The following is a 20,830-nucleotide window of genomic DNA, read 5'->3' on the forward strand; positions in this document are numbered from 1 at the left end:
GGGAGAAATCATGGAAATCAGTAACCAGAAAGATGCGGTCAAAGTAAGCAATTCTTACTGGAAAAAAGTCGTTGCTATTTTCTTTGTCGGCTGGATTTTAATGTACGCCACACGGACGATCTTCAATCCAATCATGGGTGTGATCGGTGAAGAATTCAATTTAAGTAACACACAACTAGGACTTGCCAATAGTATTTTCTTTTTGACTTATGCCGTTGCGCAAATTCCTTTTGGGATCATCGGCGACAAAATCGGTCGCAAATTAGTGATCGCTCTAGGCTTTGTTTTATTGGCGCTGACTACGTACTTCAGTGGGCTAGCCACAAGCTTTGTTTTGTTTTTAGTGATTCGTGCCATTGCAGGGATTGGTCAAGGTGCCTATTACGGTCCGCAATACGCATTGTCTACCGAAGCGATTCCCGACAACAAACGAACCGTCGGAAATGCCATTATCAACAGTGGGATGGCGTTTGGAACGTCTGGTGGGTACTTGCTTTCTAGTAAATTAGTCTTGGATAACGGGGGCCATTGGAGCCAACCCTTCTTCCTAATGGCAATTCCGACCTTGATCGTCGGTGTCTTGTTCTATTTTGTTTTGAAAGAAAAAGTGATTCGTCCAGAAGATGAAGGACAAGAAATAAAAGAAGAAGGGCCGAAAGAAAAGATTTCCTTGAAGCAGATTTTTTCAAACCGCAATCTCGTGGCAGCCTTTGTTCTATGCTTTACCAGCATTTATGCAAACTTTGTGATCATTACTTGGCTGCCGCAATTCTTGATTGCCGAGCGTGGTTTTGAAGGGGCGAGTGTCGGCTTTATTGCTTCCTTAGTCCCATGGGCATCAATTCCAGGTGCGTTGATTTTTGCTCGATTGAATGATAAAACGGGCGCAACGAAAAAATTAGTCTATTTATTGGTCCCATTGGCGACCCTTTCCGTATTTGCCATTGCCTTTGTAACGGATCGTACCTTATTGATCACTGTCTTGATTTTGTATGGATTGACTGGCAAGCTGGCGCTTGATCCAATCGTCGTGACCTTTGTGACGAAAAACGCACCAAAAGGCGCCTTAGGAACGACCTTGAGTGCTTATAATTTTATCGGGATGTCGGGGTCGATCTTAGCACCTTATGTTACTGGCTTTTTAGCCGATTCTTTAGGATCGATGCAGGTCGGGTTTTACCTGTCTTGTCTATTACTGCTGATCGGATTAGGTGTTTTTGCCGTATTAGCAAAGGAAAATCAGAAGGAGAGCATAAAATGAGTTTGAATGTGATCGCGTTAGGCGGCAATGCTATTTTAGATAAAGACCCTAGTGATGAAGGACAAAAAGCAGTTGTTGCGCAAGCAGCACGTTATATTGCCGATTTTGTCGAAAAAGGGGAAAAAGTCATTGTTTGTCACGGCAATGGACCACAAGTCGGCAACTTACTGTTGCAGCAAAAAGCAGGGGAAAGTGAAAAAAATCCCCAATTGAAATTAGACAGCTGCGTGGCGATGACCCAAGGAAGTATCGGTTATTGGCTGCAAAATGCCTTGATCAATGAGTTTGCCACACGTCAAGCACATCCTTCGGTGATCTCATTAGTCACCCAAGTTCGTGTCGATCCAGCAGATCCATCCTTTGAGAAACCTTCCAAACCAGTCGGACCTTTTTATAGTGAAGAGGAAGCCAATGATGCGATGGCAGCCAATGGCGGGGTATATCAAGAAGATGCTGGGCGTGGTTACCGGAAAGTGGTTCCATCCCCGAAACCGCAAGAAATCGTTGAAAAAGAAGCCATCAAAACATTGGTCGATGCTGGTGTGATCACGATTTGCGCCGGTGGTGGTGGCGTACCTGTCGTTCGCAACGACAATGGGTTTACTGGCGTGGAAGCCGTCAACGACAAGGACTTTACCGCTAGTGTCTTAGCAAAAGACGTGCAGGCCGATCGCCTAATCATTTTGACTGGTGTCGACAATATCTACATCAATTACAACCAGCCGAATCAGCAAGCCTTAGGGGAAATCAGTGTGGCACAAGCCAAGGGCTACATCGAGGAAGGCCATTTTGCAGCGGGCAGTATGTTGCCAAAAATAGAAGCTGCGATTGATTTTGTCGAAGAAGATGCAGCCAGAACCGCGATTATTACCTCAATCGAAAAGTTAGCTGAACTGGATCAGCATACAGGAACCATACTTCGAAAATAAAGAGGGGATCAAAGTGAAAGCAAAAAAACTACCGATGGTGACGCAGATCGTTATTGCCGTTCTTCTAGGGATTCTTTGCGGTTTGTTCTTTGGGCAAGCCGCTTCGTTCCTAAAAATTTTGGGCGATCTTTTCTTGCGTCTGATGCAAATGGCGATCCCATTATTGATCGTTGGCCAAATCATTCAAGCAGTTGGGGGGATTGCCCCGAAAGAACTCACTCGTTTGGGTGGAAAAACGATCGCTGTCTTTGGGATTTCCTCCTTATTCGCTGCTGCATGGGGCGTGCTGATGGCGCTCTTCTTTGCTCCAGGCAAAGGGATCGACTTTTCACAAGCTGCCGGCGAACCTCTGCAAGCACAAGAAATTTCTATATCAGAGACAGTGATCAACTTTATTCCCACGAATATTTTCGATGCGTTGAGTAAAGGGTCAATTATTCAAATCATCGTTTTTGGGTTATTTTTTGGTGTTGCCCTCAATCGCTTTATGCAAAAGAAACCTGAGTCAGCTCTTTATGGGCTGATCGTGGATCTGAATGAGGTCGTCATTGCCATCATTCGTTACGTGATGATCGTGGCACCAATCGGTATTTTTGCTTTGATCGCTTCAACGATCAGCTCCCTGGGCTTGCAGATCATTTTGCCATTAGGCAGCTATTTGCTCGTCTACGGTCTAGCCACCGTCACGTTCCTTGGGCTGTGGCTAGTCTTGTTGACCGTGTATTGTCGGATCAATCCGTTACGGTTGATCAAAAATATGAAAAATATGTCGGTCATGGCATTGGCAACAACCTCCTCTGCCATCACGCTGCCGATCGCTATGGAAGAATCCCAGAATAAATTAGGACTCAGTAGCCGCATCACCAATTTGGTATTGCCATTAGGAATGTCTTTGAACAGCAATGGGTCAGCGATGCATATGGCGATTACAGTCATGACGATCGCCCAAATGTATCAAATCAACTTTGACGGGATCCAAATGGTGACGGTAGCTGTAACTGCGACTTTCGTTTCTTTAGCCAATGCAGTTGTTCCCGGAGCGGGGTTAGTTTCCTTGGCAATCATTGTTCCCCAGCTCGGTTTACCAATCGAAAGCATTGCGCTATTTGCTGGTGTCGAATGGTTTGTTGGTATGCTGCGGACGATCTTGAACGTGAACTCAGACGTCTATTCAGCGCTTTTGATCGCTAAGTCTGCTGATGAACTCGATCATCGCGTGTTTAATCAATAAGAGAAGCCGTTGCCAAGCGTGCTTCTCTTTTTCTAAGGAGGAGAAAAGATGGAAGAAATGAGCAGACGATCTCTGCTGGAATTAGAAGCATTGATGAAAAAGAAACTCTTGGCTGCTGGTTTGCCAGAAGCCGCTGCCAGTGAAACAGCGGCGCATTTGACCTTTGCGGATGCGTGCGGGATCCATTCTCATGGTGCCGTGCGGATGGACTACTATGCCGAGCGCTTAGTAAAAGGCGGCATCACGCTAGAACCAAACATGTCTTTTGAAAAAACAGGCGCCGCTACTGGAATTTTTCACGGAGATAACGGCATGGGGCATTATGTGTGCAACGAAGCGATTGCGATCGCCATTCATCTGGCGAAAGAAGCAGGGATCGCTGCAGTAGGAATCGAGCAGACCAGCCATAGCGGGACGATGGCGTATTACGTCAAACAGGCTGCTGAAGCCGACTTAGTGGCGATCGCCATGTGTCAATCGGATCCGATGGCGGTACCTTTTGGTGGGACCGAAAACTATTTTGGCACCAATCCAATCGCGTTTGCAGCACCACGAGCCAATCATCCGCCGGTGGTTTTTGATATGGCGACAACGGTTCAAGCGTGGGGCAAAATTTTGGACGCTCGCTCGAAGAAACAGCAGATCCCCGATACTTGGGCAGTAGACGAGCAAGGCTTGCCTACCACCGATCCCTATGCAGTCCAAGGATTATTGCCTATCGCTGGTGCCAAAGGGTATGGCTTGATGATGATGGTGGATATTTTAGCCGGCTCGATGTTGGGCTTGGCTTTTGGTAAACAGGTCACCTCCATGTATGCGGACTTGACGGAAAAACGTCGCTTAGGACAATTCCTTTTGGTGATCGATCCGTCTCGTTTTACGGACACCGAAACCTTCAAGCAAAGCATCGATCAGATGGTGACTGAGCTGCATGCAATCCCGCCAGTAAAAGGGCAATCACAAGTCTACTATCCTGGAGAGATCAGTCAAATACACTTTGAAAAAGCTCAGCAAGAAGGGGTCCTGATCCCCAAAGCGATCATCGATTATCTCGAAAGCGAAACCCTCCATTTTGATCGCTATGGGAGTCAAGATTCCTTTGCTAAATAAAGATTTGCAGAAGACGGTTGGTTCATAGGGTATTGAACCAACTGTTTTTTTGCTGTGTGGAGCAAAGAGAATTTTTCCGTCAAAAAATCGCAGCTTTTTGACAGGAGCAGACGAATTCTTTGAGTTGGTTCATTTTTTTCAAAGCATTTCTTAAGCCATTCGCCCTTTGATTGCTTGTTTTTTGGAATATGGTAGAATAGGTCGCATAAGTTTAGATCACTCAAGAAATGAGAGAAAAGCGAGGATGCAGCGTGGCAATGAATAAAGTGGTTCTTACTGAGAAAATCGCAGCGATGCCTAGTAAAGAAGCGTTTGATGCGGCGGACGATCAGGGCGTACGTTTTGATCTTGTCATTGTATCTCAATGGCAAAACAGTGAAGAAGTGCATCATGAATGGTTTGCTTGTGTCGTTCATGGGAAACAGGCAGAGACCTTTTTACGGTATACTCAAAAAGGAGCAAGTATCAAAATCAACGGACACTTGCAAGGCTGTCCGTATGAAACAGCAGAAGGGCAAAGATTTTGTGCGGCAGAAGTGGTGGTGGATACCTTTCAAATTTTAGAGTTAGCAGAAGAACCAGCGGCACCTTTTCCTAAAAAGCGGTCCTCGACACTTGATGAACCGACGCAAACAAAGTCGATCCGTAATGGAAAAGATCCCCTAAAAACACAGATGCTGGAGTTTTTAAAAGACAATCGATTATTTTAATGACGAAACATGCGGAAAGCCACGGCTTCTCGCATGTTTTTTTACGTAGAGAAAGCATTGGCAAAATTCAACTATATCTGACTTGCGGTGTTCTTTATTGCGAATCAAAGAGGCGGTTGAATAGAATGGTGATTGTAATAAATGATCGCGAAAGTGAAAATAGTGTTTCACAAAAAGTGTCGATTGGTTTAGAATAGTTGAAACATATCTTGAGGGAAAAAGCGGCGCTTGCCTTGTTCAACTGCTAGATGTCGCTTTTTTCTGAAAAAATCGTTAATCAGGGAGGGATGTCGATGGGCAAACCAATTATAGGGATCGCTGCGAATGAAGTGCAAGATGCTGGCGATGTGCTGCATCATTTGCCGATCGCCTACACACCATTAGGGTATGTGCGAGCGATCCAGCAAGCGGGCGGACTGCCATTGCTCTTGCCAATCAGTGAGCCAGCTATAGCCAAGGACTATGTTTCACAGATCGATAAACTGGTGTTAGCTGGTGGACAAGATGTTTCACCCAAGTTTTATGGGCAGGAGGCCCATCAGGCAACTGGAAGCGGCTTTTTGGCACGGGATGAGTTTGAACTGGCGCTGATCGATGAAGCGCTGCTGCAAAAGAAACCAATTTTTGCGGTTTGTCGGGGGATGCAGCTGGTCAACGTGGCCTTTGGGGGCACGCTGCAGCAAGACATCAGTACCTTCAGTGAGATCATTCATATGCAGGCGCCGATTCCGAAAGAAGTGCCGACCCATGCCATCGCGACGGCTGAAAAAAGCATGTTGGCTCGTGTATACGGTCAAAAAACAAAGGTCAATTCCTTTCATCATCAAGCGGTGGATCGATTGGCTCGTCCATTGCAAAAGACAGCTTGGAGTCCTGATGGCATCATTGAAGGCATTGAACACGTGGGTCAACGCTTGTTGGCGGTTCAGTGGCATCCTGACTTTGCCTATGATGCGCTTTTACAAGAACAAGCGGTTTTCAAGTATGTCGTTGATGTGTTGTAAGAAAGAGGGTCACGCAAGGAGGAGAAAAATGAAAAAGAAAATGATTGGTATCACTGCTTTCACAGTATTGGTTTTAAGTGCCTGCAGTACCACGAGTCCCACGACGGATTCTGGACAGCAAGAGGAGCAAGGCGCTGTTGCGCAAGAGATTCAAGTGTCAACCGCGGGCGCCTTATCGACCCTTGATAGCGGGCAATACACGGATGTCAACAGTTCCGATATGATCGGACAAGTGGCAGAAGGGTTATACCGTCTGGATCAAGAGGGGGATCCTGAGCTTGCGATGGCCGCTGAAGAGCCTACGGTATCAGAAGATGGACTGGTTTATACCTTCACCATTCGTGATGCAAAATGGAGCAATGGCGATCCTGTTACAGCGGATGATTTTGTCTACGCCTTTCAATATGTTGCCAATCCAGAGAACGGTTCTAGCAGCAGCAATCAAATGGATGTGTTGAAAAATGGCAGTCAAGTACGTCAAGGAGATGCTGAGGTCAGTGAGTTAGGAGCCAAAGCATTGGACCAGCAGACGTTAGAGCTGACATTGGCAAGTCCGATCTCGTATTTGGATCAGATTCTGGTCGGGACACCTTTTATGCCAAAAAATCAAGCGTTTGCTGAAGAAAAAGGTGCCGATTATGGGTTATCAGCGGAAAATTTTGTTGGCAACGGCCCATTCTTGATCGAAGGGTGGAACGGAACCAATGAATCATGGACGTTAACGAAAAATCCTGATTATTGGGATGCTGAGAATGTCCAATTGACCAAGATCGACGTGCAAGTAGTGAAGGAAACGGCAACTGGTGTCAGCCTTTTTGAAACAGGAGAACTGGACTACACCACCTTAACGGATACGTACGCGCAGCAATACCAAAACTCAGCTCAAGCCAACTATGTGCCAAAGGCGCTGGTGGGGTATTTAAGTGCCAACCAAAAACGAGAAGTCACAGGCAATGTCAAGGTACGTCAGGCGATTTTACAAGCCATCGACAAAGAGGCATTTGCCGAAAATATCTTAGGTGACGGGTCCACTGCATTGAACGGCTTTGTGCCAAGCAACTTTGCCAAAGATCCTGAAACAGACCAAGATTTTCGTGAAGAAAATGGCGATTTACTGCCGTATGATCTAACAGCCGCACAAGCGCTTTGGGCACAAGCCAAAGAAGAGTTGGGACAAGACGAGATCACTTTGGAACTGTTGTCAGCAGATACAGCAGCAGCCAAGAAAACCATCGAATTTGTCCAAGGACAGTTAGAAACCAATTTGCCTGGATTAACCATCGATGCCAAGTCGATTCCTTTACAAAACCGCTTGGACTTGCAATCCCAAGGTGAATTTGATCTCGTCTTCGGGACTTGGACACCAGATTACGCGGACCCGATCAACTTCTTAGAATTTTATGATTCGACAGGTGGCTTGAATACCTCTGGGTATGCTAGTGAAAGGTACGACCAAGGGTTACAAGAAGCACGGACGACTTTAGCAAACGACCCAGCTGCCCGTTGGGACTTATTGAAAGAACTCGAGAAACAATTGATCGTTGAAGATACAGCCGTCTTGCCGTTATATCAAGGAGCGGTAGCGTATTTGAAAACAGATCGTTTGCAAGGGGTGCAAGTGTTTCCTTTTGGACGAACAGTATCCTATCGCCTAGCATCTGTCTCAGAATAAACAAGAAGTAAGAAAACAGAGGAACTTTTTTTCAACCAAGTGTGCTGACCAAACAACGCTTGTTGAAGAGAGGGGCATCTGTTTTTTTATTTTGCCAAATTCCTTGCAGCGCTTAGGATAAATCGAGAATTCGTTTTCAAAAAATAGTTGTTAAAAAGCGAGAAATTGAGAAACGCCTTTTTAGAAAAGTCAATCTTTTTGAAAAAAAATTAATAAAAGTTGTTGCATTCTCAGAAACTTATCTGTAAAGTGTTAGGTGTAGTCAGCAAAAATAAAAAGAGAAGGAGGGATTACGATGCAAAAAGTATTTGATAAAAAAACAACCAAATTGAATAAAGTGAATCCCTCATTCGGTAACCATTAGTGTACAGATAATGTCTATAATAACGACGTTTATGCTCTGTCCTTTTTCCGAAGGGACAGAGCTTTTTTGTGTACTTTTTTAGAATGTGAGGGATAAAACATGAAGTATGTATTAAAACAATTAACAACGTATTTTAAAGAACATAAGGTGCGCTATACCTTTGTATTCGTCTTTATGGTGATCGCTAGTGCGATGTATGTCGCACCGATCTATATTCTGCGCTTGTTCATCGATGCGTTGATTCAAGATAATTTTGATTACTCCGTACTGATCCAATATGTGAGCCTCTTCGCGGGAGCTATCTTGTTAGGATATTTGGCGGAATTTGTTTGGACGTTTAATTTATTTATTGGTTCCTACGATCTGCAAAAACAATTACGGGAACAATTGATGAGCCACTTTCTCAAAATGGGGGCGCCGTTTTACCACCGTTTCCGAACAGGTGATTTAATGACTCGTTCCAGTGACGATGTCCAAGTGATGGGGATGACCATTGGGTATGGACTGATGGTTTTCTTAAATACTAGTTTGTATCTAAGTTTTATCGTAGCGATGATGGCTGGGACGGTTTCTTGGCTACTGACCTTGATTGCCTTGATTCCAATGCCACTTTTAGCCTATTACATTTTCAAATGGGGCTCGCAAGTCGATAAGGCGTTTACGGAAGCGCAGAATTCTGTTTCTGAGATGAACAGTGAAGTGCTGGAGATCATTGATGGCATTCGGGTCGTCCGAGCTTATGGACTAGAAGGAGCCACCACGGAACAGTTTCAAAAGAAAACACTGGAAACACGAGCGAAAAACAATATCGTTTCTGAGATCGATTCCCGTTTTGGGCCGCTGATTACCATCATCTTAGCAATCAGTTTTGTGATGAGCTTTGGTGTCGGGGCGTTTCTTGTTGCCAACCAAACGATCACCATCGGTGCGATGGTCTCTTTCCAAGTGTACTTGACAATGGTCGTTTGGCCGATGATCTCAGCAGGAGATCTTGTGAATGTGATGCAGCAAGGTGCCGCATCCTGGCGTCGGATCAATGAAGTGCTGCAGACGGGGGATGAATTAGAAACGCCAGGTGAAGCCGACCTGCAAGCCATCAATACGATCCGTTTTGAAGCATATCATTTCCAATACCCGCAAGCAGCTCGTTATGTGTTAGAAGGACTGGATTTGACGATCACTCGTGGAGAAGTCTTAGGGATCGTTGGGAAGACCGGCAGCGGAAAAACGACGCTGCTAAGACAATTCGGTCACCGCTATCCATACTCTGATCAAGTCCCCTTGATCAACGAGCAGCCGTTGACGGCCTATCAAACAACAGCAGTGCGCAACCACTTTGCAGAAGTACCGCAAGAACATACCTTGTTTTCACGAACGATTCGCGAGAACTTGTTATTCGGGCAACCAGACGCTTCCGAAGAAGTATTGTGGGAAGCACTGGAAGCTGCTTGCTTTAGCGAAGACATCAAGCGGATGCCAGAAGGGCTCGAAACGGTCGTCGGTGAGAAAGGCGTTTCCCTTTCTGGTGGACAAAAACAACGCTTGTCCTTAGCACGGGCGTTTTTACGAAACAGTGAAGTCCTCTTACTGGATGATGCCCTTTCGGCAGTTGATGCCAAAACGGAACAAGCCATCATCACGAATTTGAAAACGATGAAGCAGGCACCGACCTCCATCATCGTGACCCATCGATTGTCCGCCATCACCGAAGCGGATCAAATCATCGTCTTAGAAGACGGTCGGATCACACAACGTGGTACCCATCAGGAGTTGATCGAAACGCCAGGCTGGTACCAAGAGCAGTATTATCATCAACAGTTAAAGGAGGACGATACGAGTGTTCTCAACGATTAAACGTTTGCTCACGTATTTGAGCTATTATAAAAAACAATTTACCGTGGGTGCGATCTTGCTGTTGCTGGCTGCAGCGCTCGAACTGACTTCCCCACTGATTGCCAAGCAGCTGATCGACCGAGTGATGACACCAGCGGTTAACAGTAGCAATTTAGACACGATGCTTTTGATCCAATTGCTCGCTGGGTATTTGCTGGTCAATTTGATTGGTTCCCTCTTTCGTTATATCAGCTTGCTGCAATTGCGAAAAATGTCCAACAGTATCGTCAAAAAAATGCGGGATCAACTTTTTGACCATATGCACAAATTACCGGTTTCTTACTTTGACCAAATCCCAGCAGGTAAAGTCGTTGCACGAATCACGAATGACACCGAAGTCTTGCGGTCGAATTTCTACGTGATCGTGATCAGTAATTTGTTAAGCAACATCATCCAAATCATTGGTGCGTTTATTGCATTGTTTCTTTTGAACCGCACCTTAGGAGCAGCGATGCTGATTTTGATCCCGATTTTAGGAATCTGGCAGCATTTTTATACCAAATATGCCTCTCGTTACAATTTAGCAATGCGGGAATACATCTCACAAATCAGTGGGCAGTTGAATGAATTTGTCCAAGGAATGGCGATCATCCAAGCCTTCCAACGAGAAAATCAGTTGCAGAAAGAATTTAATGAAACAGTAGAGAAATGGTTCAAAACTGGACGTAAATACCTCTTGCTTGATTCAAGTATCGCTTGGGGATTAGGCAACTTGTTGCGAAATTCAACGATCTTGATTTTGATCACGACCTTGGCCGCCTTTTTCCTTGATGGCCGCTTGGCGATCTCAGCAGGCTTGCTGTATGCCTTTATTGATTACATCAACCGCCTGTATGATCCCATCGAAGGGCTTGTCCAAACCATCACCAATGTGCAGCAATCATTAGCTGCTGGACAGCGGGTCTTTGAGTTTGCTGATCAGCCGGTTGAAAAACAACAAAGTGAGCAGCTGATTGTCACGAATGGCGATGTTTCTTTCCAACAAGTGACCTTTGGCTACGACCCTGAGCAAGCGATCTTGCACGATATCAACTTTGACGTTGCCGCAGGAGAGACCATTGCTTTAGTTGGTCATACTGGTTCTGGAAAATCGAGTATTTTGAACCTGTTGTTCCGTTTTTATGATCCTCAGCAGGGAAAAATCGTTGTGGATGGACAAGTGATCGCTGATTATGATCGTCATAGTTTAAGAGATTCAATGGCGATCGTCATGCAAGATCCCTATCTATTTACTGGAACGATCGCCAGCAACATCGGGATGAATGATCCAACGATTACCGAAGCGATGATTATCGATGCCTTGAAGCAAGTCGGCGCTGACTACCTTTTGAGCCGCTACGAAAAAGGCATCCATCATCCAGTCGTTGAAAAAGGCAATGAGTTTTCTAGTGGAGAACGCCAGCTGATCAGTTTCGCCCGTGCGTTGGTGTTTGATCCAAAAATCTTGATTCTGGATGAAGCGACGAGCCATGTGGATACTGAAACAGAGTCCATCATTCAAAAGGCGATGACTGTCTTGCAAAAAGGACGGACGACCTTCATGATCGCTCACCGTTTGTCAACGATCAAACAAGCCGATCAAATCTTGGTCCTAGACCAAGGGAAGATCGTGGAACGGGGAACCCATGCAAGTCTTGTCCAAGGGCAGGGAATCTATCAGCAAATGTATCAAATGCAGGCAGAGCAGCTGTAATCAGCGGTGATTGCCGACAACAGTAACCGTAAAAGAAAATCCTTGAGCCTCCTGCATGGGAAGTGGCTCAAGGATTTTTTATATAATGCGAAGGTGCAGCCAATCATCTATGGGGAGTAGGAAGAGGAGGCCTTCGCTTATATATCAGTAGGAAAAGCGGCAAGGTGTTGTCGTAATTTTGTTAAGAAACACTCGCCGATCACTGATAATGGGCGAGCGTTCTTTTTAATGAGGATGATCTCACCCTCGGATGCGTCGATCAAAGGAAGAAAAGCCAAGCCTTGGCGTTCTGGTTGGGCAACGATCCCCGAGCCGGTTCCATAAAGATCCGTCTGCTGTAATAGCTGGACCATTGTGCCTCGATCGCTGACATGCACCACTTGAGGGCTTTGAGCAAAGTCGATCAAATCCTCGGAAAAGAACGAATAGCGTTCATCTTCTTGCAAAAAGCGTACTTGCGGATAAGGCGCAAGATCCTTTAAGGAAAGTTGCTTTTTTTCTGTCAAGGGATGAGTCGCTCGTAAAAAGACATGGGGGCGAAACCGTCCCAACGCCTCGAAGGACAATTGGGCGCCTTGTAACAGTCTTTCCAATCCTGCTTGGTTTTGCTCATTCAAATAAAGAACCCCAAATTCACTTCGATATTGCTGCACGTCCGTGATCACTTTTAAGGTCGTGGTTTCTAATAGACGAAACTGGCGACATTTGGGAAATTCCTGTAGCAGTTCACTGAAAATTCCAGCCGTGAAATCATAGTGCTGGCTTGCGATGGCGAAGGTTTGACTCGCTGCTTGCTTGCTGGAAAAACGCGTTTGCAGCTGCGCCACTTGACTCAAGATCGGCTGGGCATGGTCTAGAAATTCCGAGCCTTCGGCAGTCAAGCGGGCACCTTGATTCGTACGCTCGAAAAGCTGGACCTCCAATTCTGCTTCCAACTCTTTCACGGCTTGGGAAAGACTTGGCTGTGAGAGATACAGCCGTTTGGCTGCTTCACGAAAACTTCCATGGTCAGCGATCGCTTGCACGATCCGCATTTGTTGAATATTCAATTTTTGCCCTCCTTTACAAAGATTCAGACGGAAAAAGGGTCCATTAATCAATAGTAGTCAGTTCTTTTCCTTCTATAATAGAAGCTTCTTAAAAAATAAGACGACAGTTGCTGCTTATTACTACTTGTGAAGCGGTTATTGCAATTCTTCAGGAATAAACCAATAGCCCGTTTGATTCTCTTCTGCCAGCAGTTCTTTAAAGGCTTCAGAACGATATGCTGCCACCACTGCCTGTGCCCAATCACTGTCTTGGTTGGCTTCTTTGACCGTTGCCACCAGTTCATACTCTTGCAAAATGTCTTCACTTAATAAACTTTCCTCTGCAGCAATTCCAGCACTATAAACGATGCTGCCGGGAATCACCGCATAGTCTAAGTCTGCTAAGCTGCGGGGGATTTGCGCAGAATCCATCTCGACGATATCCAGGTTATAAGGATTGTCAGTAATGGTTCTTAACGTCGCGTCAATGGGCGCCACTTCGGGGTCAAGTTCGATCCAGCCAGCTTTTTGCAGCAGCAACAGGGCACGGGCGCTGTTTGACGGATCATTGGGAATCCCGATGGTATCGTTTGCTTCAATCGCTGCTAAATGGTCCTTTCTGCCAGGATACAAGCCAGCTGGAACGGTAGGGATCGGTGTGATACCCACCAAATCGGCACCCGTGTTTTCATTAAAGTTCTCTAAATAGGCGGTATGCTGATCCACGTTTAAGTCGATTTCGCCATCGTTCAGTGCAATGTCTGCTTCCAACACTCCAGTAAAGCCAATATCGGTCACGGTATAGCCAGCTTCTTCTAAAATCGGTTTGATTCCCTGAAGAAACAGCTCGCTGTAAGGTCCTGGTGTCGTACCAACTCTGATTTCTGTCTGCTGTTCTTCGGCATTTCCGGTCACTTCTTCTTGGTTGCCACAGCCCGTAAATAAGACCAAGGACAACAGACCAATGCCCATACCTAATCGAATCCTTCGTTTCATACCTCTTCCTCCTTTTTTATAAAAAAAACCTTCCCAAAGACAATTCTTTGGGAAGGACGATCATTTCGCGGTACCACCTTCATTTGTTTTTTGCTGAAACAAAAAACCTCAGTCAGTTCATCAAATAAACTGCATTGCGCTATCGGGCTTTCTCCGTCGGGGATTGTTCGTCCACGAATGCTCAAAGGTCATCTTCGGATCGTCTTCCTTACTCGTTTCCACCAGTTCCGAGCTCTCTTGAAAGAAAGGGGGGATCGTACTCTTCTTCTCACTGCATGTGTATGAAATTAGTAGTATCTTAGAACAAGATGAGAAAGTTGTCAATTGCTTTCGTGATAGGTGATTCCAATCACTACGCAGGTAGTAGGGGAACAAATGGGGAAGGGTAAGAATAGATCAATAAGGCAGGAAAAGCAGATGAATGGTCGAAATCGCTTGGTTGGGTTAGAATCGAAGCACAAAACAAAAAAAGAGGCGAGGAAATGAAATTACTTTTGATTGGACATACCGGCACACTTGGGCAGCTTTTAGTTGAAGGCTTTCAGCAGCTACCAGAGGTGGAGCTGATCACGGCTAGCCGTAGCAGCGGCGATCATCAAGTCGAAATTGCGGATGCAGACAGTGTCAGCCAGCTATTTGCAGCTACTGGGAAAGTGGATGCCATTGTTTCCGCTGCGGGAAGCACAGTGTTTAAACCCTTTGAGGAATTGACGCCAGCAGATATTCAACAGTCGGTGGCTTCGAAGCTGCAAGGACAAGTCAACCTTGCGTTGATTGGCCAGCATTTTCTCAATGAAGGCGGCAGTATCACACTGACTTCTGGAATTATCAAAGACGAATTTATCCCAATGGGCACGCCTTCAGCACTGGTCAACGGCGGTTTAGAAGCCTTCGTGGCATCGGCAGCTTTTGAGATCGGTCATGGGGTACGAATCAATGCAGTCAGTCCCAATGCACTTGTGGGCTCTTGGGAAACCTTCGCCGATTCTTTCAAAGGCTTTATTCCCGTTGGTGACGCACCCGTTTTTGCAGCGTATCAAAAAGCAGTCTTTGAGATCATGACTGGCAAAACCTTCACCGTTTATTAAGAAAAAGCAGAAGTAGGAAAAACCGCCAAATCAAAGCTGACTTGGCGGTTTTTGTTCTGCTGAAAAAGAAGTAGCAAGCAGTTAAGAAGAGAGCAATTGGGTTTTCAGCTTGGGCATTTCTGCTTTGAGTTGTTGGCGAGCAAAAGCCAAGTCATTGATCCAAGAAGCAATCGCTTCTTTTTCTAAGAACAGAGGCATTCGATCATGGACTGGTTCAACAGAATCGTTCGCGGCAGTCGTTAGAATGATTGATTCGGTTTCGATCTGATCCTCTTTTTGAAGGATGCGATAAAAACCAGCGGCATAAATCACGTGATCTTGCGAAAAGAGAAACTTTTCCTTTTCATGATTCCATTCATAGAAACCAGACATCGGAAAGACACAGCGATGCTCTTGGAAAGGTTTGCGAAAAGTCGGTTTTTCTTCAACGGTCTCAGAACGGGCATTGATCATCAAATGCCCTTTTTTAAAGCCGGTAAAGCCCCATCTTGTCACACCAGCTACAACTTGTTGTTGTTGATTTGCACCGATGGTTACGACATGATTGGAAGGGAAAACATCATTGACAGCGACAGTCTGTTGGCGCTTGCGGGCTTTCGCCGCGGCTTCTTGATAATATTCTGACAATTCGCCAGTTGTTGGGTCAAATAAGTATCGGCCGCACATGGACGGGTCACTCCTTTTTTTGGATTGGCTGGTGCCTTTGTTTCAGTATAAAGACTCAAGGCGTCAAAACCAACTAACTTGCTTCACTTCTCGATTCAACAAGAAAAGGAGCTTAAACATATGTAAAAAGTCAGGAGTATCGCTTGATTTGCTGGAAATCAGATAACAAAAAAAGGCAGTCACCTACTGAGGTTGACAGCCTTTTTTATTCTAGTTGGTTAGCCAATTTTTTTAACTCTCCCGCCGATTTTATTTGCGAAACGTTCAGCATCTTCTCTGCACGTATAGGTCAATGCAATTGTTTTGTCCCGTGTTCTTTTTCCTTCGGCGGTTAGATAACCATGAAAGATTTTAATCGCATACAATAGATAAACACCTCCTTATCCTTGGTAATAATAACAAATTTACCGCTTACATTCAAGGGATATAGTAAAAGTTTATTTTTTGTTAGTTATTTTATTAAGAATTTATTCAAAGGTTTAAGAAACGATTGAAGGAGAAAGTAAGGGGTTGTGGAATAGACCAATGATTGCTGTTAAATGGAAAAAACTCCAAGGAAAAAGAGGCATGTTTCTGAATTTCCATCAAATAAAGAAACTGGCAACCGCTTAAATTATTCTTTTGCTGCGCCAATCGAATAGACCAATCCACGCGAATCAAAATGGCCGAAAGAAAACCTATGATAAAGCATAGCTGCCAAGCAGGGAATCCATCGTAAGGGATAGGGGCAAGTACGAAAAGGGAGAGTGGTCCAAACTAAGCACCTGTTTCTGTATTTTTTGATCAAAGAAAAACACCAGACCTTGTACTTTCACAAGATCTGGTGGTTCATGTTAGTTGCCCCGATAAACAAATTGCCCATCAAATACGGTCGCTTCAACAGTCGTTTGAAGCAATTCTTCGGCAGTCAAAGGCAAGATGTTTTGGGACAAAATACAAAGATCGGCTAAACAGCCAACTTCTAATCGCCCGATATCTTGCCGACTCAAGGCTTTAGCGGCGCCTGCGGTGTGGGCATAGAGGGCATCGGCGATGGAGATTTTTTCTTGTGGCATCAATCCGCCTGCTGGCTGGCCGTTTTTTTCCTGCCGAGCAACCGCATAATACAGCGAGTCTAAAGGAGTCACGTCGATCACGACTGGCGTATCAGTCCCAAAAGCCAAGGTTGCGCCTTGCTCTAGAAAGGACTGAAAAGGAAACATTTGACTGGCACGCTGAGGGCCTACTTCTTCATCGAGGGTCTCATAACCGACTAATAAATGGCTAGGCTGTACGGAGAGTACCAGTTGTTCTTGGCGAACTAGTGGCAGATCAGCGGCATCCATCACTTCCAAGTGTTCCAAGGTATTGGCTTTGCCTTTAGAAAGCGGGTGAGCAGTAGCACTTTCTTGATAGAAGAGGAGTGCTTGTCGAATCGCTTCATCACCGATGGTATGGATGCGCATCGGCCAGTCTTGCTGGTTGGCTTGTAAAATAAAGCGGCGCATCCGTTGAACATCGATCAACGGCATCCCGACATCACCAGCAAAATAAGGTGTTTCATATTCCGCTTTTAAAAAAGCCGTGTGCGTACTCGTCACGCCATCAAAAAATTGTTTGACGCCGCCCATTTGTACTTTTTCGGAGCGATAAGTACGGTAAGTTTCTTTCAGTTGCGTGATGTCTTCTCGCATGGCTGGATAAAAGACAGCGCGCAAGGTCGCTTCTGCTTCTGTTTGCCGATAAAGAGTGGGGTAAACCAAATCGTCCCAGCTTTCTCCTGTCAAGGCAACATCACCGATCGTCGTAATGCCGTATTGATTGAGCTGCTTCATATAGGTCAGAAAGGCAGCAGGGCTTTGTGCTTGGAAAGACTGTAAGACCTTTGCTAAATAATGAATGGCGATCGCTTCTAAAAAGCAGCCGCTTAATTGTCCGCTGTTTTCGTCAAGCAGTGCCTCCCCGCTGATCCCTGCTGGTAAGTTCTCAGGTGTGATCCCTAAAGCAGCGATCCCTTGGCTATTCAACCAAATACTGTGGGCATCACCGGAAATTAGCATGACAGGCGTGTCGGCACAATAGTTGTCGATCGAATCTTTCGTCGGGTAGACTTGCTGACCGAAATCACTGCTGAACCAGCCGATGCCGATTTTCCATCCATGGGTGATGGGCAAGGCGGGCACTTGCTGGGCAACGGCTTCTTCTGTCACTCCCGTAAGATGGGTCAGTGCCCCTTGATGGAGTAATGCGGAAAGATAAAAATGAACATGAGCATCAATAAAGCCTGGAATGATCATTTGTTCTTTGAGATCAATGACCTGGGTGTCTTCAGCAAGTGTTGGCAGCGCTGAAAGAGGACCCACAGCCGTGATTTTCTGGTCTTCAATCAGGAGAAAGCCCGCAAAAGTCGTTTTTGTTTTGGTATCAAAGATGTGTTCAGATTTTAGTAATAGTGACAATTATAATCCCAACTTCCATTCAAGGAAAAGGTCGTTGTAAAGCTCAACTGTTTCTTTTCCTAAGTATTCATAATGTTCCATTTGTTCCATCGCACTTGGCTCAGGGTAGAAAGCCTTGTCAGCAGTCAGTTCTACTGGCAGCATAGCTTTGGCCGTTTCACTCGGCGTGGCGTAGCCCACGTATTCGGCATTTTGTGCGGCATTTTCTGGTCGCAGCATAAAATTGATGAAGGCGTAGGCTCCCTCAAGATTGCCAACGGTTTTCGGGATCGCAAAATTGTCTGTCCAAATCGCACCGCCGTCATTGGGAACGATATAGGTGACGGCAGGATTTTCCGCCATCACATAAGCGGCATCGCCCGAATATCCGATTCCTAAAGGGGCATCGTTGTTGATCATCAAGGTTTTGATCTCGTCGGTCAAAACTGCTTTGACATTGGGACGGATACTTTCCAGCTTCTTCAAGGCTTTGGTGACCTTGGTCGGGTCTTTTTCATTTTGGGAAAGACCGAGCGTCTGTAACGCGATTCCTAAGGTTTCGCGCGCACCATCCACCATCAATACATCATTTTTAAATGCAGGGTCCCATAAATCACTCCAGCCATGGATCGAAGAAACATCAACTTCTTCAGTATTTGCCATGATTCCGATCGTGCCCCAAAAATAGGGGATCGAGTAGGTATTGTCAGGATCAAAGGCTTGATCCATCAAAAAAGGCGACAGATCTTCCGTTCCCGTCAATTTCTGATGGTCTAAAGGCACTAACAATCCTTCTTCGATCATTTTCGGAATGATCGATTCGCTAGGGAAAACCAAATCATAGCGCGAGCCGCCTTGTTTGATTTTCGTTTCCATCGCTTCGTTGGAGTCAAATGTATTATAAATCACTGAGTAACCAGTCTCAGTTTCGAATGTTTTGATCAATTCGGGGTCAATATATTCGCCCCAATTGTAAATAATCACTGTATTTTTGTCGGACGACGTTGCTGCCCCCGATTCTTTCGTTAACACCGAAGCACCTAAAAACAGCAACGCGGTGATGCCGATCACACCGCCAAAAAATACCCACAACCTTTTCAATTCATCAATTCCTTCTTTCTCTACAATTTCGTATTTCTTGAGTAGCGTAATTGATTTTTAAAGAAAAGGCAATAAAAAAATGAAGAAAAAATAAACCCGTTTCTTTCAAGGCTTTGAAGGAGGAACGGCCAGGTGACTTGGGCAGTTTCCAAACATATCATTTGTCAAATTCCCTCCTTTTGCCTAAGCTAGGGAAGTGAGAAATCAAGGGATGGAAAAACAGGAACCTCTCTTTGATGAAGAATGAATGTAAGGAGTGAAGCATCAATGGAAACACGTGCTGTCGTTATTGAAGCCTATGGTGGAAAAGACCAATTAAAAGAAGCAACGGTCCAATTACCAGAATTAAAAGCAAATCAATTATTAGTCAAAGTTGCCGCAACGTCCATCAACCCGATCGATTGGAAATTAAGAGAAGGCTATTTAAAACAAATGTTTCCGTGGGACTTCCCAATTATTTTAGGCTGGGATGTCGCAGGGGATATCGTAGAAATAGGTGCTGACGTGACAGAATTCAAAGTTGGTGATGCGATCTATGCCCGCCCTGAAACGACTCGTTTTGGGACGTATGCTGATTACGCCATCGTGGATGCTGAGTTAGCAGCGATCAAACCAGAAAACCAAAACTACGCAGAAGCAGCTGCAGTGCCATTAGCTGGTTTGACTGCTTACCAAGCGTTGTTTGAACACGGTCGTTTAAAAGAAGGGGAAAAAGTCTTGATCCATGCCGGAGCAGGCGGAGTTGGTACCTATGCGATCCAACTAGCAAAAGCAGCTGGCGCTTACGTCATCACGACGGCTAGTCCTCGTAACCATGAGTTATTGCAAAAACTTGGTGCCGATGAGATCATCGATTACCATACGACAGATTTTGAAGAAGTCTTGCAAGACATCGATTTGGTCTTTGATACGATGGGGGGCGACACCCAGAAGAAAAGTTTCACTGTCTTAAAACCTAAGGGCCGTCTGATCTCGATTTTGAGTATTGAAGACGAAGACTTGGCAAAAGAAAAAGACATCTTCGCCAAAGCAATTTGGTTACGAACCAACGGCAAACAATTGGCAGAATTGACAGAGCTGATCGAAGCAGAAAAAGTCAACAGTATCATCGGTGCAACCTTCCCATTGACAGCACAAGGAATTTACGATGCCCACGCATTGAGTGAGACACACCATGCAGTCGGCAAGATCGTTATTGAAAACCAAGACAATTTCATCAGCCAAGACGCAGAATAAAGGAGGCTGAACCGATGCGCTTATGGCATGAAGCGCTGATACCTGCTTTGCCTCGGCAGCAGCTGTTAGGCCAGCATCGTGAAGCAGCAGCCTTACGGGGGCTAGGCTGGGGTAAGAAGCACGCAACCGTCGATTACGTTTTTACCCATCCGCCCTATAAATTGTTTCAATACCATCAGTTAGTGCTGGATGAAATGACCTATCGAGGCTATCGGCCAGCACCTGAATGGTACGATCCAGCATATCGTGGCAAAAATCTGCCGCTGGAACCCTCCGTTCAAGCTGTTCCTTTGACTACGCCGATCTATCCAGAACATGATGAAGCATACTTGGAAGAATGCTTAGTGAATCTCCATAGTAAAGGGATCTATCTTTAAAGACCAAACACTTTCCTGAATTTTTGTTCGGGAAAGTGTTTTTTTGCTTTAAAA

The 20,830-nt window shown here is 45.4% G+C and carries 17 protein-coding genes and 1 other annotated feature; of the genes, 12 read left to right on the forward strand and 5 right to left on the reverse strand.

From position 1 onward, the window contains the following. Window positions 1-10: 10 nt before the first annotated feature. The 9 genes from IGI72_RS05030 (at window position 11) to IGI72_RS05070 (ending at window position 11,867) form a co-directional block, all read left to right on the forward strand. Complete coding sequence (locus IGI72_RS05030; RefSeq protein ID WP_213356970.1) at window positions 11-1,261, forward strand: MFS transporter; 1,251 nt, start codon at window positions 11-13, stop codon at window positions 1,259-1,261. Continuing rightward, window positions 1,258-2,190, forward strand: a complete 933-nt coding sequence (arcC, locus tag IGI72_RS05035) for a carbamate kinase (RefSeq protein ID WP_438753333.1) — start codon at window positions 1,258-1,260, stop codon at window positions 2,188-2,190. Before IGI72_RS05030 ends, arcC begins: the two co-directional genes overlap by 4 nt. Before the next feature lie 13 nt (window positions 2,191-2,203). Beyond that, window positions 2,204-3,421, forward strand: coding sequence for a dicarboxylate/amino acid:cation symporter (locus IGI72_RS05040; RefSeq protein ID WP_015509197.1), 1,218 nt, complete (start codon window positions 2,204-2,206; stop codon window positions 3,419-3,421). Window positions 3,422-3,469: 48 nt separating this feature from the next. Next, window positions 3,470-4,531, forward strand: a complete 1,062-nt coding sequence (allD, locus tag IGI72_RS05045) for an ureidoglycolate dehydrogenase (RefSeq protein ID WP_015509198.1) — start codon at window positions 3,470-3,472, stop codon at window positions 4,529-4,531. 227 nt (window positions 4,532-4,758) lie between these two features. Continuing rightward, window positions 4,759-5,241, forward strand: a complete 483-nt coding sequence (locus IGI72_RS05050; protein WP_438753336.1) for a single-stranded DNA-binding protein — start codon at window positions 4,759-4,761, stop codon at window positions 5,239-5,241. 293 nt (window positions 5,242-5,534) lie between these two features. Then, window positions 5,535-6,245 carry a gamma-glutamyl-gamma-aminobutyrate hydrolase family protein gene (locus IGI72_RS05055; RefSeq protein WP_060791746.1) on the forward strand — a complete coding sequence of 237 codons (711 nt, stop codon included), beginning with the start codon at window positions 5,535-5,537 and terminating at the stop codon, window positions 6,243-6,245. A gap of 28 nt (window positions 6,246-6,273) precedes the next feature. Beyond that, window positions 6,274-7,917, forward strand: a complete 1,644-nt coding sequence (locus IGI72_RS05060) for a peptide ABC transporter substrate-binding protein (RefSeq protein ID WP_159160236.1) — start codon at window positions 6,274-6,276, stop codon at window positions 7,915-7,917. Between the two features lie 463 nt (window positions 7,918-8,380). Next, the gene (locus IGI72_RS05065) at window positions 8,381-10,135 is read left to right on the forward strand and encodes an ABC transporter ATP-binding protein (protein WP_010747689.1); all 1,755 of its coding nucleotides are present in this window, start codon (window positions 8,381-8,383) and stop codon (window positions 10,133-10,135) included. Beyond that, on the forward strand, window positions 10,119-11,867 hold the full coding sequence (locus tag IGI72_RS05070) for an ABC transporter ATP-binding protein (protein WP_413152732.1): 1,749 nt from the start codon (window positions 10,119-10,121) through the stop codon (window positions 11,865-11,867). The genes IGI72_RS05065 and IGI72_RS05070 overlap by 17 nt, the downstream gene beginning before the upstream one ends. 137 nt (window positions 11,868-12,004) lie before the next feature. On the opposite strand, the gene IGI72_RS05075 is transcribed toward IGI72_RS05070, so the two are convergent. Further along, window positions 12,005-12,916 carry a LysR family transcriptional regulator gene (locus IGI72_RS05075; protein ID WP_413152733.1) on the reverse strand — a complete coding sequence of 304 codons (912 nt, stop codon included), beginning with the start codon at window positions 12,914-12,916 and terminating at the stop codon, window positions 12,005-12,007. Window positions 12,917-13,051: 135 nt separating this feature from the next. Further along, window positions 13,052-13,891 carry a MetQ/NlpA family ABC transporter substrate-binding protein gene (locus IGI72_RS05080; RefSeq protein WP_413152734.1) on the reverse strand — a complete coding sequence of 280 codons (840 nt, stop codon included), beginning with the start codon at window positions 13,889-13,891 and terminating at the stop codon, window positions 13,052-13,054. Between the two features lie 49 nt (window positions 13,892-13,940). After that, window positions 13,941-14,172 (reverse strand) — a binding site (T-box leader). Between the two features lie 201 nt (window positions 14,173-14,373). Between IGI72_RS05080 and IGI72_RS05085 the strand changes: the two genes are divergently transcribed. Beyond that, window positions 14,374-14,979: a short chain dehydrogenase gene (locus IGI72_RS05085; protein ID WP_438753342.1), complete on the forward strand. Its 606-nt coding sequence runs from the start codon at window positions 14,374-14,376 to the stop codon at window positions 14,977-14,979. An 81-nt stretch (window positions 14,980-15,060) separates the two neighbouring features. On the opposite strand, the gene IGI72_RS05090 is transcribed toward IGI72_RS05085, so the two are convergent. The 3 genes from IGI72_RS05090 to IGI72_RS05100 form a co-directional block, all read right to left on the reverse strand. Continuing rightward, a complete protein-coding gene (locus IGI72_RS05090) occupies window positions 15,061-15,645 on the reverse strand; it encodes an SOS response-associated peptidase (protein ID WP_005225388.1) in 585 nt (194 codons plus the stop codon). Between the two features lie 833 nt (window positions 15,646-16,478). Next, window positions 16,479-18,083: an amidohydrolase gene (locus IGI72_RS05095; RefSeq protein WP_428209435.1), complete on the reverse strand. Its 1,605-nt coding sequence runs from the start codon at window positions 18,081-18,083 to the stop codon at window positions 16,479-16,481. Beyond that, window positions 18,084-19,163 carry an ABC transporter substrate-binding protein gene (locus tag IGI72_RS05100; RefSeq protein ID WP_159160243.1) on the reverse strand — a complete coding sequence of 360 codons (1,080 nt, stop codon included), beginning with the start codon at window positions 19,161-19,163 and terminating at the stop codon, window positions 18,084-18,086. Window positions 19,164-19,430: 267 nt separating this feature from the next. Between IGI72_RS05100 and IGI72_RS05105 the strand changes: the two genes are divergently transcribed. Together IGI72_RS05105 and IGI72_RS05110 are read left to right on the forward strand one after the other, a co-directional pair. Further along, window positions 19,431-20,399, forward strand: coding sequence for an NADP-dependent oxidoreductase (locus tag IGI72_RS05105; protein WP_015509211.1), 969 nt, complete (start codon window positions 19,431-19,433; stop codon window positions 20,397-20,399). A gap of 14 nt (window positions 20,400-20,413) precedes the next feature. Next, complete coding sequence (locus IGI72_RS05110; protein WP_010747697.1) at window positions 20,414-20,776, forward strand: TIGR02328 family protein; 363 nt, start codon at window positions 20,414-20,416, stop codon at window positions 20,774-20,776. Window positions 20,777-20,830: the final 54 nt, after the last annotated feature.

This window comes from Enterococcus sp. DIV1059_2, assembly GCF_051713685.1.
GTDB classification, from domain to species: domain Bacteria; phylum Bacillota; class Bacilli; order Lactobacillales; family Enterococcaceae; genus Enterococcus_D; species Enterococcus_D casseliflavus.